The organism is Streptomyces herbicida (assembly GCF_032656585.1).
Taxonomy (GTDB): Bacteria; Actinomycetota; Actinomycetes; order Streptomycetales; family Streptomycetaceae; genus Streptomyces; species Streptomyces herbicida.
In genome coordinates this window covers 131,700-146,386 of the sequence record NZ_JAUYWJ010000006.1, presented here as the reverse complement: position 1 = coordinate 146,386, position 14,687 = coordinate 131,700, and the positions used below count along the sequence as shown (strand labels likewise).

The 14,687-nt window shown below is 68.6% G+C and carries 13 protein-coding genes and 1 pseudogene; 7 read left to right on the top strand and 7 right to left on the bottom strand.

Going from position 1 to position 14,687, the window contains the following annotated elements:
* Positions 1–65 precede the first annotated feature (65 nt).
* From Q8A52_RS15085 to Q8A52_RS15065, 5 genes are all read right to left on the bottom strand, one after another.
* Positions 66–641 carry a TetR/AcrR family transcriptional regulator gene (locus tag Q8A52_RS15085; protein ID WP_316752124.1) on the bottom strand — a complete coding sequence of 192 codons (576 nt, stop codon included), beginning with the start codon at positions 639–641 and terminating at the stop codon, positions 66–68.
* 34 nt (positions 642–675) lie between these two features.
* The gene (locus Q8A52_RS15080) at positions 676–1,113 is read right to left on the bottom strand and encodes an ATP-binding protein (RefSeq protein WP_316752121.1); all 438 of its coding nucleotides are present in this window, start codon (positions 1,111–1,113) and stop codon (positions 676–678) included.
* Positions 1,114–1,376: 263 nt separating this feature from the next.
* On the bottom strand, positions 1,377–1,850 hold the full coding sequence (locus tag Q8A52_RS15075; RefSeq protein ID WP_316752118.1) for a nuclear transport factor 2 family protein: 474 nt from the start codon (positions 1,848–1,850) through the stop codon (positions 1,377–1,379).
* A gap of 196 nt (positions 1,851–2,046) precedes the next feature.
* Entirely contained in the window at positions 2,047–3,198 is a 1,152-nt protein-coding gene (locus Q8A52_RS15070; protein ID WP_316752115.1) for a glycoside hydrolase family 3 N-terminal domain-containing protein, read from the bottom strand.
* 294 nt (positions 3,199–3,492) lie between these two features.
* Positions 3,493–3,996: a hypothetical protein gene (locus Q8A52_RS15065; protein ID WP_316752113.1), complete on the bottom strand. Its 504-nt coding sequence runs from the start codon at positions 3,994–3,996 to the stop codon at positions 3,493–3,495.
* 391 nt (positions 3,997–4,387) lie between these two features.
* Between Q8A52_RS15065 and Q8A52_RS15060 the strand changes: the two genes are divergently transcribed.
* A complete protein-coding gene (locus Q8A52_RS15060; protein ID WP_316752110.1) occupies positions 4,388–4,705 on the top strand; it encodes a hypothetical protein in 318 nt (105 codons plus the stop codon).
* 270 nt (positions 4,706–4,975) lie between these two features.
* Complete coding sequence (locus Q8A52_RS15055) at positions 4,976–5,842, top strand: LysR family transcriptional regulator (protein ID WP_316752108.1); 867 nt, start codon at positions 4,976–4,978, stop codon at positions 5,840–5,842.
* Between the two features lie 236 nt (positions 5,843–6,078).
* Here Q8A52_RS15055 and Q8A52_RS15050 read toward each other — a convergent pair whose 3' ends face one another.
* Positions 6,079–7,422 carry an MFS transporter gene (locus Q8A52_RS15050; protein ID WP_316752106.1) on the bottom strand — a complete coding sequence of 448 codons (1,344 nt, stop codon included), beginning with the start codon at positions 7,420–7,422 and terminating at the stop codon, positions 6,079–6,081.
* A gap of 202 nt (positions 7,423–7,624) precedes the next feature.
* Here Q8A52_RS15050 and Q8A52_RS15045 point away from each other — a divergent pair, with 202 nt between their 5' ends.
* The 4 genes from Q8A52_RS15045 to Q8A52_RS15030 all read left to right on the top strand — a co-directional run bounded on the left by Q8A52_RS15045 (position 7,625) and on the right by Q8A52_RS15030 (position 13,419).
* Positions 7,625–9,265, top strand: a complete 1,641-nt coding sequence (locus Q8A52_RS15045) for an IclR family transcriptional regulator domain-containing protein (protein WP_316752104.1) — start codon at positions 7,625–7,627, stop codon at positions 9,263–9,265.
* A 113-nt stretch (positions 9,266–9,378) separates the two neighbouring features.
* Entirely contained in the window at positions 9,379–9,888 is a 510-nt protein-coding gene (locus Q8A52_RS15040) for a hypothetical protein (protein ID WP_316752103.1), read from the top strand.
* A 597-nt stretch (positions 9,889–10,485) separates the two neighbouring features.
* Entirely contained in the window at positions 10,486–11,907 is a 1,422-nt protein-coding gene (locus Q8A52_RS15035) for an aldehyde dehydrogenase family protein (protein ID WP_316752101.1), read from the top strand.
* Positions 11,908–11,979: 72 nt separating this feature from the next.
* Entirely contained in the window at positions 11,980–13,419 is a 1,440-nt protein-coding gene (locus Q8A52_RS15030; protein WP_316752099.1) for a GMC family oxidoreductase, read from the top strand.
* A 29-nt stretch (positions 13,420–13,448) separates the two neighbouring features.
* Here the strand turns inward: Q8A52_RS15030 and Q8A52_RS15025 are convergent, their stop codons facing one another.
* The gene (locus Q8A52_RS15025; protein WP_408649201.1) at positions 13,449–14,030 is read right to left on the bottom strand and encodes a GlcG/HbpS family heme-binding protein; all 582 of its coding nucleotides are present in this window, start codon (positions 14,028–14,030) and stop codon (positions 13,449–13,451) included.
* Between the two features lie 64 nt (positions 14,031–14,094).
* On the opposite strand from Q8A52_RS15025, the pseudogene Q8A52_RS15020 reads away from it, so the two are divergent.
* Positions 14,095–14,666 (top strand): annotated as a pseudogene (locus Q8A52_RS15020) (response regulator); the annotation flags it as partial.
* Positions 14,667–14,687 lie beyond the last annotated feature (21 nt).

Here is a 14,687-nt window from a genome sequence, read left to right as displayed (position 1 = left end):
TCACCGTGGGCGACCGGCCCACTCCGCGCCCGAGGGGAACGTCGGGGTCTCGCCGGCCACGGGCATCAGGCAGGGATGCCGCTCCCCGCACGAGAGGTCTGCAGCAAGGTGCGCGCGGCGTCCTTGGCCTGGCGGGCCGGCTCGGGGGAACCATGGATCGCCGCCGTGGTCATCGCGCCCTCGGCGAGAAGAACGAGGTGGTCGGTGAGCCAGTTGGGAGCTTCCGCGGCAGCCACCAAGTCGGCGACGTACTGCCGGAACGCCTGCTTGTGAGCCTTCGCGATGTCGGCCACGGCGGGGGACGTCGCCCCCATCTCCCCAAAGGAGTTGATGAAACCGCAGCCACGGAAGTCCGGCTCGCTGAACCAGCTGTACAACCAGTCGAACACCGCCAGGATGCGCTGCGTCGGCGATTCCGTGGTCTCCACATACTGGGCCAGATCACTCAACCAACGAGTGTCCCGCCGTCGCAGATAGGCCTCGACCAGAGAGTCCTTGGAGGGAAAGAGCTGGTAGAGACGCTTCAGTGGGACGGCGGACGCGGACCGTATCGCGTCCATCCCCACAGCCCGGATGCCCTGGCCGTAGAACAGCTCTTCGGCTGCGTCGAGAACTCGCTTCTCGGCCTCTTCGCGTTCCACTTCAGTCACATCCTCCGGGGGAACTATCGTTCTCCTACGATACCGCGCGCGTAGCCGGGCCGGACGTGTCCTGCTCCGTGCTGCCCGGCAGCGCGGCCTCGGTGGAGGCGAGAGGGAAGCCGGCGCGGGCCTGCCATCCGTCCCGTCCCGTGCGCGTCTCGGACCACTGCGCCAGGCACTCGACGATGCCCAGCCCCCGGCCGTGTTCGTCACAGGAGCCGAAGCGCTTGGAACGGACGGGGGTGGGACCGGCTCCACAGTCGGCGACCTGTATCCGCACGCTCCGCTCCTCCAGCGTGAGGCCGACGGTCATGTCGGCGTGCCCGTGCTGGGCCGCATTGGCCGCAAGCTCACCGATGATCAACAGGATGGAGTCCCGGTCGTCCTCGGCGACGCCCCAGTGCATCAGCAGAGCCGTCGCGAAGCGGCGGGCCACGCAGACCCAGCGGTCTTCGGCCGGGAGAGCGATCATGCCCTGTCGGGCAATCCGAGGGTGAAGGAGAAGTGGCACAGAAGCTTGCGAGAGGATCATGGGAATGCCCCGCGGAACTACAGGCCCCTGAGCGGGGCCGGCTCACGTCGTGCGACTGCTACGGGTGCCCCTGGACGTCGACGCCAGGGTCCCGGCCGGGCCGCAGAGAATCATCGTTCTAGCAAGCTGCTGAACAACGACTCTCCGCGCCGCAGCCACCGGGTGGCCGACCTGGACCGTCGGCCGACCTCGGCAACGAGACTCTACAGACCCAGGTCACTCAAGCCCGGGTGCCCATCGGGTCGGCGCCCCAGGGGCCAGTGGAACAAGCGCTCCGACTCCTTGATGGGCAGTTCGTTGATGCAGGCGTAACGGTGGTGCATCAGCCCGTCATCACCGAATTCCCAGTTTTCGTTGCCGTAGGCGCGAAACCAGTTGCCCGAGTCGTCGTGGTACTCGTAGGCGAACCGCACCGCGATGCGACTGCCGTCGAAGGCCCACAACTCCTTGATGAGCCGGTAGTCGAGCTCCCGATTCCACTTGCGGGTGAGGAAGGAGACGATCTCGTCGTAGCCGGTGGCGAACTCCGCGCGGTTTCGCCAGTGAGAGTCCGCGGTGTAGGCGAGGGCGACCTTTTCCGGGTCGCGGGAGTTCCAGCCGTCCTCCGCCAGCCGGACCTTCTCCACCGCGGAGTCACGGGTGAACGGGGGGAACGGACGGCGCGGTTCGTGTGTCATGTCATTTCCTTTGGTCAGGCTCAGGTTCACGCCATGAGCAACTGCCACTTCCGCGGCGGCGCCCCAGTCGGACGACGGATCCACCGCCTGGCGAGAACGTACGCTCTCCGCTTCCAGCACACTAGCGAGAACGATGGTTCTCCCGCAAGGGCGGAGCGGTCGGAGGTCGTCGGCGAGACCACCATGGGCAGCGGGTTCAGTCCGCGCAGTGAACGAGACCGGCCGCCCTCTTGGCCGCCAGGATCCGCCGTAGGCTCGCCTCGACATGCGCCCGGAGTGCGGGATCGTCGTGTTCGGCGTTCAGGACCGCGGATGTCATCGCGGGGATGTGGTCGGCATTCACGGTGAGCACGAGGTCCCCACCAGCCCGGAGGAAGGCCAGAGCGCGCCGGGTCGGAGGCATGGACTGCACCGCGGCCGCGTTCCCCAGGTCGTCCGAGATGACGACCCCGTCGAATCCGAGGTCCTTGCGCAGCGCACCTTCGATGACGTCCGGCGAGAAGACCGCCTGATGCGCTGGATCGATACGGGTGTACGTCGCCAGGGAGACCATGACGAACCGGGCACCGGCCGCTATGCCCTCTCGAAAGACGCTGAGGTCTCGGGAATCGCGGCCCACTACGGTATCCGTGACCTGCGGACTCGTGTCGGTGTTGCCGCGGACGCCGCCCAGACCGGGGAAGTGCTTGAGGGTGGTCAGCACGCCCGCCTGCCGGAATCCCTTGATGAACGCGGCACTGTGACCGGAAACGGTTTCAGCGGTGTTCCCGAACTGGCGGTCGTAGCGACCGATGGGGCCATTGGCCCGCCCCATGTCCGAGGAGACGACGTCGGCGACCGGGGCCAGGTCGAGGTTGATGCCTGCTCCGTGCAGTTCGGCCGCCCATTCTGCCGCCTTCCGGCGCAGTCGCTGCTCGCTCCAGCTGCCCTGGTCCAGAGCAGTCGGGAGGTCGGTGAAGCCGGGCCCGCGCAGCGGCTGCACCTGGCCGCCTTCCTGGTCGGTCGAGACCAGAGGGGCGATGCGGTTCTCTCCGACGGTCTGGCCGAGCAGACCCACACGCTCCGTCACGGCCTTGATCGCCGACGCGCCGGCGTCATTCGGTCCCATGAGGATCACCGAGCCGACGTGATGGTTACCCAGGGCGCCCAGGCTCTCCGCCATGGTTCCTTCTCTGCCCGGCCTGACACGCACCCCCGCCACGAACAACTGCCCCACCTTCTGGGCGGGTGTCATCCGCGAGCTGATGCGGTCGAGGCAGGTCGTCGTCGAGGGCCTGGGGGCCGCGGAGGAAGGCCTGGTGCCCTGTTCGGCCTGCGTGGTGCCCTGTCGGGGCGACGCCCCGGTCATGTTCGGAGCGGGGTCGGCTGCCGAGTCGGTCCCGATGCCGCAGCCTGAGAGGAACGCTGCGCAGGCAGCTGCCAGAACGATGAGCCGAGAACCTGTGGACCGAGTCCTTCGACCGTGCCGGCGAATGGGAGCCGTTGCCCGTCCCATGGTGTCACCCCTCCAGTGGTTGAACCCGGGAGTCAACCCGGGCGCCGCTTTCGGTGGGTGAGTGGCACGGGAAGCGCGAAGAGTTCGCAGGGCCTTGCGTGACATGAGCCACAAGGACAAGGCCCGGCTGGTGGCAGTGAGCCGTGGTCAGGCTGCCACGGCTTCTCGGTCACTCTCGGCGGGCGCTGCCTCGCCCAGGCCGCCGTGCCGACCGAGCGGGCTGTAGACAAGTCCCAGGTGCAGGCCGTAGACCCAGTGCCAGAGGAACACACCCACGATGTACTTCCAGCCGAAGCCCAGGCTGAGAAAGCCCGGGTGCAGGCCGCGAGCGGGCGCGAAGACGAACGGCGTCATGAAGCTGATGCTGATGCACGCCAGAAGAGTGCCGAACAACAGGCCCTTGACCAGATTGCCGCGCACGGTGTTCTGCCACCGCAGCAGGGGGTGCAACGCGCAAGCGAAGAGCACGGCGAACACAATGCCGTCGACGTAGTGCGACAGCCCTCCCACAAGGAACTTCTCCAGAGGGGTGCCGAAGGGGATGAAGACCCAGCCTTGTGAGGTGTTCCAGTCGAGCCTCATCATCCCCAGCCCACCGAGCCAGAAGCCGAAGACCGTCGCGAGATGGGTGGCCACCAGACCCGCGAGCACGGCCGCCGCGACTCTGTGCTGCGTGGCCCATCGCCGCCACCAGGAAGGGTGCTCCGCTGCGTAGGACATGTGACTCCTATGGAAGACGTGTGCCTGATCTGCGCGGCTCACAGAAGACCTTTTCAACTGCCTTCTGTCCGCCCAGTGAACTTCACTTCAATCCGCGGACCGCAGTTTGTAGTTACTCAGTTGTTGTGTCAACCCCCGAGAGAGGTTCAGTGGGTGAGCACTCAACTCAGCCGGGCGAACTGTCCGTGCACACTGTGAACACAATTCGCCCATGACCTAGCCACAACCGCGGGACTGTGACACCGTGCGCGGTACGGAACACGCCCCCACCTGCGGTACCTCATAGTTCGTCCGCGCATCCTCCAGCATGAGGAGGGACTGCATGACCTCCCTCGGCCAACACCCCGGCCAGGACTCGGAGCACGTCGCCGCGCTGTACCTGAGCAGCCTCGACCACACGTCGTTGTACTCCGACACGGAACTGCGTGAGGCGATCGCCGAGACGTTGACCGCCCTGGACGACCCGGCCGACTTGGCTCCGGTCTACGAGGAATGCCTCTGGGGGCCGGGGGCCGTGGGGGACGATGTGCGGCGAGCCCGTCGCCGTTGGGCCCGGCAGATGGCGGACGACCTCGCGAGGCCCGCGGTCGGATCCGCAGCCCTGGAACCTTCTCCGGATCCCGACCGCTCGGTCCGTTGACTCTTCGGGATGCTTGTCACATCCCTCAGCACCTTCATCCTCTTGGCAACTGACCGACCCTTGTGGAAAGTTGACCGGCATCAGCCCAGCCCGCCGGTCGCGGAACGGAAGACGCCTTTCCTCCTCTCCCCCGGCAGGATCAAGGGTGAGCGCGAGCCTCCGTGGCTCGGCGGCGTAGATCAACGGCTACTCATCCCCGGGACCGGCCATGGGCACACGGGCGATGCGCTACCTTTGGAGAACGTTGGTTCTCCCCGAAGGGTTCCGGCCATGAAACATGGAGCAGATCTCGGCATCCTCCGCACATTCCTGTGCGTCTATCGATGTGGAGGCGTGGCCAAAGCCGCGGGCCTGCTCGGCCTGTCCCAGCCCGCCGTCTCACGTCACCTGAAGACGCTGGAAGGCATCATGGGGCGGCCGCTCTTCGACCGGCTGGGGCGAGGGGTCGCCCCGACCCAGGCGGGAGTCCTCCTCGCCACTCAGATCGCCGCTCACCTCGACGCGCTGGAAGGCGCGATGGACGCGCTACCTTCTCCCAGCGCCACTGCTCCTGTACTGCTGGGTGCCCCGAGTGACCTGCTCTCCGTCCATGTACTGCCCAAGCTGACCCCGCTGCTGGCACGCGGTGTCGACGTGCACTGCCGCATCGGCCTGTCTCCCGAGCTCGCCCAGACACTCCTGCACGACGAGCTGGATCTCGTCGTAGTGACGAAGATCGAGCAGGCTCCCACCAAGCAACTCCACCTGAGGCATCTGTGCGAGGAGGAGTTCGTACTGGTCGGCCGGGCCGGAGAAGCCCCGTACGCGCCGGAGAACGACACTCGTCGCTTCATCGGCTACTCCCCTGCCATGCCGATGGCCCGGCGCTATTTCCGCACGTGCTGGGGCATACAGCCACCGACACCGGCTCTGACGGTCGCCGATCTTCGCACCGTGGTGGCTGCCGTCGCGGCGGGGACCGGTCTGAGCGTCGTACCCCGCTATCTCGCGCAGGAGGCCCTGGACGACGGCAGGCTGAGTCTGCTGCACACGCCGGTCACTCCCGTCAGCAACTCGATATACCTGGCCACGCGACGCGGACGGGAGCATCTGCCCCAGATCAAGGCCGCGTTCGAGTTGCTCTGCCCGGCGGCCTGACCGCGCGGAAGCGAAGCCGACCGGCGCGGCGCCACGGCGGACGGCTTGCCACCCGAGCCCGAGAATTTACGTTCTCTCACTGCTCGAGGTGGCGCGGTCAATCGCTCTCGGGTTGGTCGGCAGCGAGGTGAAGATGTGCGGCGTGAGCGACGTGTTCCGACGGAGCGTCGGCCGCGCCGCCCGGCAGGTGCGGACGGCGCGGCCTTGGGTGGGTCGTCCGGCGATACCGGACGGGGCTAGGAGTCAGCGGCCGCCAGTGCCGTAGCGGCAGGCGCGATGCCGGTCGTCCTGCCCCGGCCGGCCAACGGCACCAGGGAGATGGCCACGGCACCCAGCACGGCGGCCACGGCGAAGGTGGTGAAACCCAGACCTGCATTGCCACCAGCCACAACAGCGCCACCGAGCGTCGGCCCCACCACCGCTCCGGTGCGGCCCACTCCGGTCACCCAGCCAAGGCCCGTAGCCCGCTCACTGGGGGCGTACGTCCTGGCAGTGGCGGCATACACCATCACCTGGGCGCTGAAGAGCCAGATGCCCGTGACGAAGACGATCGTGTAGGCGGCCGCGAGCGGCAGGTGCGCCTTGAGCAGGAAGGTTCCGCAGGCGGTCAGCAGGAACCAGATCGCGGAGACCTTCACGGGGCCGAACCGGTCGGCCGTGCGCCCCGCCACGAGCATGCCGACGATCCCGCCCGCGTTGATGAGCATCAGGAAGGTCACCGACGAGGACAGGGAGTAGCCCGAGGCGCGCATGAGCTCCGGCAGCCAGGTGGAAACGCCGTACACCAGCAGCAGTCCGGCGAAGGAGGCGATCCACAGCAGGGGTGTCGCCCAGCGGGTCCCGGGAGCGAAGAGGCTGGTCACTGCGGACAGGCGCCCCCTGGCACCGGCCTTGGGCGCCAGGGCTTCCTCCGGGCGGGGAAGCCCGTACTTGGCGGCGACGGCGCCCGCAGCCTGCCGCTGTCCTCGCGCGAAGAGCACGCCGGGCGATTCCGGCAGCCACTTGACCACAAATGGAACCGCGATCAGGGCGGGCAGGACCCCGGCCCAGAACACCCAGCGCCAGCCGTGTTCGGGGGCGACGGCAAGGCCGATGCCCGTGGCCGTCATGCCGCCGGCGTGGTACGACGTCATCATCACGCCCGTCGCCAGGGCAGCCCGGCGCGGGGGCGCGAACTCGGCGACGATCGCGAGGCCGATGGGCATGAGCCCGCCGAGCCCGAGTCCCGAGACGAACCGGCCGGCGCCGAAGGTGGCGACACCCGGCGCCGTCGCGCACACCGCACTGCCGAGCGAGAAGAGGACGATACTGCCGACCACCAGCGGTTTGCGCCCCAGCAAGTCCGTGAGGGTACCGGCGGCAAGAGCGCCCAGGAGCATGCCGAACGTGGTCCAGCTGCCGACGGTCCCGGCCAGGGCCGGAGAGAAGCCCAGGCCGGGGTCGTCGAGCAGGTGGGGCATCACGGCGCCGTAGATGTTGACGTCCATACCGTCGAAGAAGACGGCCAGCCAGCACAGGGCGATGACGCCGGCGACCAATGTGAAGGAGCGGTCTTTTCGGGGAGCGAGGGGGACGGGCATGGCTCTCTCGTTTCACGGGAGTGCGGGTGCGGGACGGGTCGAGTGGTTGATCCGACGGCGGGGGTCCATATCCGGAACACCCCAGACTTGTCCGCCTGGTGAACTGTGGTTCATAATTGCGATGGCTGTGAGTGTCCGACCGCGCCCCGCGCTTGTCAACGGGTTCGGGTGAACCGGTTGACTGATGTGTGAGGTGAATCCCATGCCCGAGGAATCCGTGCGTCCCCTGGAACGTGGTCTTGCCGTGCTGCGGAGTCTGGCCGCACCTGGTCACTCGCAGCAGATGCGAGCCAGTGACCTGGTGCACGCCACAGGTTTGGCGCGCTCCACCGTCGACCGCATCGTCGCCACCCTGGCCCACCTCGGCTACATCCGGCAGCAGGGGGCGGAACTGCATCTGACGCCCCAGCTGATGAAGTTGGGCAACGCCTATCTGGCGGCCGCCGCCCCTGCCCGGGAGATCACTCAGCAGGTGGCCGCGCTCGCGGACGAGCTGGACGAGTCGGTTTCCCTGGCGGCACTCGACGGTGACGCAGTGCGTTTCATCGCGCAGTCACCCCGGCGTCGCGCAATGTCCGTGGCCTTCCAGGTCGGTGACCTGCTCCCGGCGGAACGCTGTGCCGCCGGAGCGGTGTTCGCAGCCGACTGGGACGACGAGCAGTGGTCGGTCTGGCGTCGCAGCGCCGCTTCGGATCCCCATGGCACGGCATTCCCCCGGCTGCGGCCGCGGCCGGTCACGGAGGAGGACTTCGCCCGGCGGGCCGAGCAGGCCCGTACGCGCGGATGGGCCCTGGACGATCAACTGGTGGAGCCGGGGCTGGTGGCCATCGCGGTGCCTGTCGCAGGCGACGGCCGTACCCGATACGCGCTCAGCCTGGTGAGCCATGTCAGCAGGCACTCGGCACAGGAACTGGCCGACATCGCGCTGCCCCGGCTCCAGCGGGAGAGCGAGGTCCTCGCCGGCCTGTTCCGCCGGGACGCGACCCGGCCGGCGGCCGGGCGGGAGCACACGGTGCCATGGTCGGCCCATGCCGTCGGCGAAGCCAAGAACGAACTGGGTTCCGGCTTCCTGCAGTCACTCGCGCGCGGCCTCGCGGTCCTGGAGGCGCTCGAAGCCGCAAGCGGTGACGGCCTTCCCGTGTCCGCCGTCGCACAGATCACGGGCCTGCCACGCACGACCGTCAGGCGCTGCCTGGTCGCGCTGGAGCAGGAGGGCTACGCCGAGCACAGCGACGGCCTCTACCGTCTCCTCCCGCGCGTCCTCGAACTCGGACACTCACGCATTGCCGCCATGCCGTTCGGCGACCTGCTGACCCCGCATCTGCGCGCCCTGGTCGACCGCGTCCAGGAGTCGGCTTCCGTCACGGTTCTCGACGACACCAGCATTCTGTACGTGGCGCGCGTGCCGACCGTACGGATCATGACGGTCCATATCGCCCTCGGCACGCGGTTTCCCGCGTATGCCACAGCCATGGGCCGTGTCCTGCTGTCGGGCCTTCCCGATGCCGAACGGGAAAGGATCATCGCCGCCTCGCAGCCACGCGCCTTCACCGAGCACACAGTCACCTCGCTCGCGCGCCTGCGCGCCCTCATCGCCGCGGCCGCGGAGCAAGGTCATGCGGCCATCGACGAGGAGTTGGAGGAGGGACTGCGTTCGGTGGCGGTACCCATCAAGGACACGGACGGCAACGTCATCGCCGCACTCAACGTCGCCGAGCACTCCGGCTCCACCCCCCTCCAGGAGAGCAGTGACCGGCTCCTGCCCGCACTGAGGGACACGGCCCGGGCCATCGAGAACGACCTGCACATCGTGACGCGATTCAGCGCCCTGCGCATTCCCTGAGACCGCGGTGCAGGGACACCGGTCGGACATGTGCACGCGCGAGGTATTCACAATTGTTGTGAGTACTATCCGGTAACGCATCGGCACGTCATTCCGGGAAGAAAGAGGGCCCTGTGGCCGAGAACGAGGACGACATCGCCAACCTCAAGCCGTTCTACGCAGCCCGGCTGGCCGAAGACCTGGAGCGCAACGCCCAGGAGCAGGAGCGCCTCACCAGCGAGATGGCCGCCTTGCAGGGCAGGCTGGAGACACTGCGCCACAACCAGGTCCTCCTGCGCAACATGCAGCAGGCTCTCGGCGACACGCAGACATCGGACGAGGTCCCGGCGCCGTCCGACTCCCACGCCTCCGTGCCGCATCAGGCCGACCGCAATGCCCCCACCCTGCGCAATCTCGTGGTCGGCTACCTCAGCCAGGAGGGTGAGCCGCGTTCGGCCCTCGCTGTCACCGCCGCCCTGGCGGAAGAGCACAAGGACCGCGGCATCAAGATCACCGTGGTCCGCAGCACACTCGAGGCCATGGTTGCCAGGGGACAGGTCCGACGCAGCAAGCAGGGCAAGTCCGTCTTCTACACGGCGACCGCCGACTCGGCGGCGGACACGCGGCAAGCCGTCACCGTCTGATTGCCGCCGCAGCGCACCCTGGGATGGCCGGCGGCTGTCACCGAGGTCGCTGCACGGCCGGCATGGCGTGCGGGTACACGAACACGGGTGGGGCGAACGGGGGAACCGGGGGCCTCACCGCACACCTGGTGTCCCTGTGAAGCCGGCGCACCGGCCACTGCCGCGGTCATGACGCGACGCCTTACGCCAGTCCCGCGCCCTCGCCGCCGTATGCCCCGTGCAGTCCCTCGTCGGGCATGTTCACGTGAGAACCGGGCAGTCCTCGGTCACGCCCAGGTGAACGCCGTCCGGCCCACACGTTCGCAAGGCACACTAGCCCAGCCGCCGCGAGCACATGTCCTGTGACGCGGCTCAAGCCCCTTGCATTTCCTGATGATTGACGATCGCTGACGTCATGGCTCACCCCGTGCCCCATGGGCTTGGCTGGGAGTCGGTCGCGCAGCTGCGCCACAGCGCGTGCGCCCTGTGGCGCGCAGGAGAGAACGCTGCGTACGAACCGTATGTACCGACGCTGCGTACGAACCGTATGTACCGGTGAGCGGCCGTGTTGCCGTCCTGCCGACCTGCGGTCGCAAGTTCACTGCACAGGAGAAACACATGTCCAGCTTGCGGAGCCGGATCACCGGCGGGCAGCAGGCTCCAGCCAACCCCGACGGCCCTGCGGCCGCTCACCACACCGCGGTGCGTACGGTGACCGCCGCTCACCGGGCCTTCGAGTCGTGGTCGGCCCGGCCTCCCGCGGAACGCAGCGCGATCCTGCTGCAGGCAGCCCAGTTGCTGATCATGCGGACCGGTCAGATCGTGGACACGATGGCCGCGGAACTCCGAGCCGCGGGGCAGTGGTCCATGTTCAACGCGAAGACGGCGGCTCAGATCCTGATCGACGCATCGGCGGCGGTCGCACAGCCGAGCGGCCAGGTCTTGCCCACTCCCACATTCGGGGCCGTCTCCCTGCAGATCCGGGTGCCCCTGGGAGTGATCGGGGCCATCACGCCCCCGTATGCCCCGCTCGTCCTGGGAGCCCGCGCCATGGCTCTGCCACTGGCCCTGGGCAACACCGTCGTTCTCAAGCCCAGTCAGGACACGCCCCTGACCGGCGGCCTGCTGTTACGCGAAGTACTCACTGAGGCAGGCCTTCCCGATGGTGTGCTAGGTATCACCACCCCTGACCGCGACGACGACACCGACATGGTCTCCGCGCTCGTCGCCGACCCACGGGTACGTGCCGTTCACTTCACGGGCTCAACCGCCGCGGGCCGCGAGGTGGCTGTGGAGGCGGCCCGGCACCTCAAGCCGTCCGTCCTCGAGCTCGGCGGAAAGAACTCCCTGCTCGTCCTGGGCGACGCCAGCGTGGACTACGCGGTGGACGCCGCGCTGGTCAGCTCGTTCCTGAACGCCGGACAAGGCTGCTGGAGCACCGAGCGCATCATCGTCGACCGCACTCTGGCCGATGACTTCCTGTCCCGATTCGCCGACAGAGTCGCGGCCCTGCCCCTCGGCGGGCCCACCTGGCCGGCCGAAGCCAACGGCACCATGGCCGACTCCCGCACCGCACAACGCGTCGCGGCGCTGGTGGCCGATGCCCTCGCCAAGGGCGCCACCGCGGTGACCGGCACAGGCACGGTCCAGGCGGACGGTATCTCCATGGCACCGGTCGTACTCACCGATGTCACTGCGCACATGGACATCTGGACCCAGGAAGTGTCCGGCCCTGTCGTGGCGGTCCACACGGTCGACAACGCGCAGGAAGCCGTCGCTCTTGCCGCCACACCACCGCACGGGTTGACCGCGGGCATCATCACCGATGACTGGGCGGTCGGCCTGAGCATCGCACGAAGGCTGCCGGCAAGCGCCGTTCATGTGAACAACCGCGGCGTCTCCGCCGAGCTCACTGCCCCCTTCGGAAGCATCACGGACTCCGGCCTCGGCCGCTTCGCCGACCGGGCAGTCATCGACTTCTTCACCGACACACGATGGGTCACCGCGGGCGTCGAAGGACGACCCGAATTCCCCCTGTGACCTGCGCCCTTCCTCTTCCCGCTGTGAGGCGCGCCGCACTGCGGGACAACGTTGCCACAGAAAGGATTTCCCGTGCGAACAGTCATCGTGGGGGCCGGGTCCGCCGGCCTCATCTGTGCCTGGAGGCTCAGCGCGGACCCACGTCATGAGGTCGTTCTCGTGGACGCGGGCATCGACCCCGGCCCTGACGTACCGCCGGAGTTGCGGACGGACATCCTCCTGCCGCCCGAGTACTACTGGCAGTACACCGACCAGGACTCGGGGAACTTCCTGCCCCGGGGCAAGGTCTTCGGCGGTTGCTCAGCGGTCAACGCGGCAGCCGCGGTACGTGGTCACCCGTGGTGCTTCGACGCCTGGGGATCCGAGCTGTGGTCCTTCGACGCCTGCCTGCCGGCCTTTCGCGCACTGGAGGCCGACCGGCAGTTCGGGCACGAGGACCATCACGGCTCCGACGGTCCCGTACCAATCACCCGATACGAGCAGAGCACGTTCGACCTCGCGTTCCAGGACGCCTACCGGCGCCACGGCTACCACCCGGTGGCCGACCACAACGCCCCCGGAGCCCTGGGGTTCGGCCCCTTCCCCACCAACCGAGTCGACGGTGTGCGAATGAGCACCCTGGTCACCGTGCTGCCAGAGGTCCGTACCCGGTCCCATGTGGAACTGCGCGCGAGCAGCGAGGTCCTGCGGGTTCTGATCAGCGACGGCACGGCCCGTGGAGTGGTCCTGCGCGACTCTCATGGAGAACACACCGTCGAGGCCGACCAGGTCATCCTGTCCGCGGGAACGTTCGGCACCCCGGAGATCCTGTTCCACTCGGGCGTCGGTCCGGCCGACGACCTGCACGAGGCTGGCCTGCCGGTCGTCGCCCACGCCCCGCAGCTGGGCACGAACCTGGTCGACCATCCCCTCTTCCAGATGAACGTGGAGGTCACCAACGCCTCCGAACTGCCCATGCCGGGCGGACAAGGCACCTTGCTCACCTACGAGTTGCCGGGCGAACACCACCCGCAGGGCCAGATATTCGCCTATCACGCCCCCTTCTTCGACCCCACCGCCGGGCCCAACACCGTCGCGGTTGCCGCCTCGCTCCAAACGCCCGAAAGCCGGGGCCACCTCACGCTGGGGCGTCACAGGGCCCGGGTCCACGTGAACTTCCTGTCGACGCCTCTCGACCGTGCTCGGGCGGCCAGTGTCGTCGCCACGGCCGGCGACATCATCGACGACCTGGCCGCTCAGGGACGGGTGAAGCTTCCCGACAGTCCGTGGTGGCGCAGCGAGGACCTCGAACACGTCTGTCGCGCACACGTCCTGCCCTACCACCACCCGGTGGGTACCTGCCGGATGGGCCGCGACGCAGACAGCGTCGTGGACGAACACCTACGGGTCAGGGGTGTTGACCAGCTGATGGTGGCCGACGCCTCCATCATGCCGACCATTCCACGCGCCCACACCAACCTCGCCACGATGATGATCGGCTACCGGGCGGCCGACTTCGCGGCCGAGGAGTAGGCGCACCCCAAGGAGTCGCCTGAGCGGGCTCAGCGGCGGGCCACCGCGTGCGCCCCCGCCTGCGCGAACCTCTCGTCCAGCGCACCGGACGGAGCGCCCGCGACGCCGATGCCGGCGATCGGTGCGTTCCCGTCGGTGACGGGGACACCGCCCGCCAGGAACAGGGTGCCGGGGATGTCCTTCAGGTTCGGGGTCTGCTGAACACGTTCGGCCAGTTGGGAGGTGGGGGCGTTCCAGGAGACCGCGGTGAACGCCTTGCGCTCGGCGGACTCGTAGGACTGCGGGCCCGCGCCGTCACCGCGCAGGGTGACGATCGTGTTGCCGTTGCGGTCCACGACGGCGACCGTGACCCGCTGGTTCTCCTTCTCCGCGGCGTCGAGCGCCGCCTGCGCGGCCTTGGCGGCGGCGTCGATCGTCAGATGGGTGGAGGTGGTGGTGACCCGGGCCGGGACGGAGGCCGAAGCGGCAACGGCGTCCGTCGTGCCGGACGCCGAGGCGTTCGCGGACACCGCGCCGAAGGCCGACACGGCGACGGCGGCGAGCACGGCACCACCAGTGGCGACGCGGGCACGGAGCGAGAACTTCTTGTACACGGGTTTCATGGCCTCCATCGGTCGGTCGACTCCTCGGGTGGGCGGGCGGCCCGGTTGCCGCCCGCGTGGCTCGCGGCGGCGTGCCCTCCTCGACAGCGCCCCGGACATCGAGGTGGTCGGTGAGGCCGGCAGCGGCGAGGAGGCACTGGCGCTGGCCTCGAAACTCACCCCGGACGTGGTGCTGATGGATCTGCAGCTGGGCGAGGGCGTCGACGGAGTGGAGACCACCCGCCGCCTCACCTCCGACCCCGGCGCCTCCCTCCACGTCCTGGTCCTGGCCACCTACGACACCGACGCGGACATCACCCGCCCCATCGAGGCCGGCGCCACGGGCTACCTGCTCAAGGCCGAGCGCCCCGATGAGCTCTTCGCCGCGATTCACGCGGCCGCCGAAGGTCGCACCGCCGCCTTTCCGCGCCGGTCGCCGACCGCGTCATGGCCAACCTGCGCCGACCCCGGCCCGCCCTCACCGACCGGGAACGCGACATCCTCGCCCAGCTCGGCCGCGGCATCGGCAACCGGGACATCGCCCGTGCCCTGTACATCAGCGAGGCAACGGTCAAGACCCACCTGCGTCGCATCTACGACAAACTCGGTGTCGACACCCGCGCGGGTGCGGTGGCGGCCGCGAAGGAACGCCGACTGCTGCCCTGAGTGCGCTGGAGGTGGGCGAGT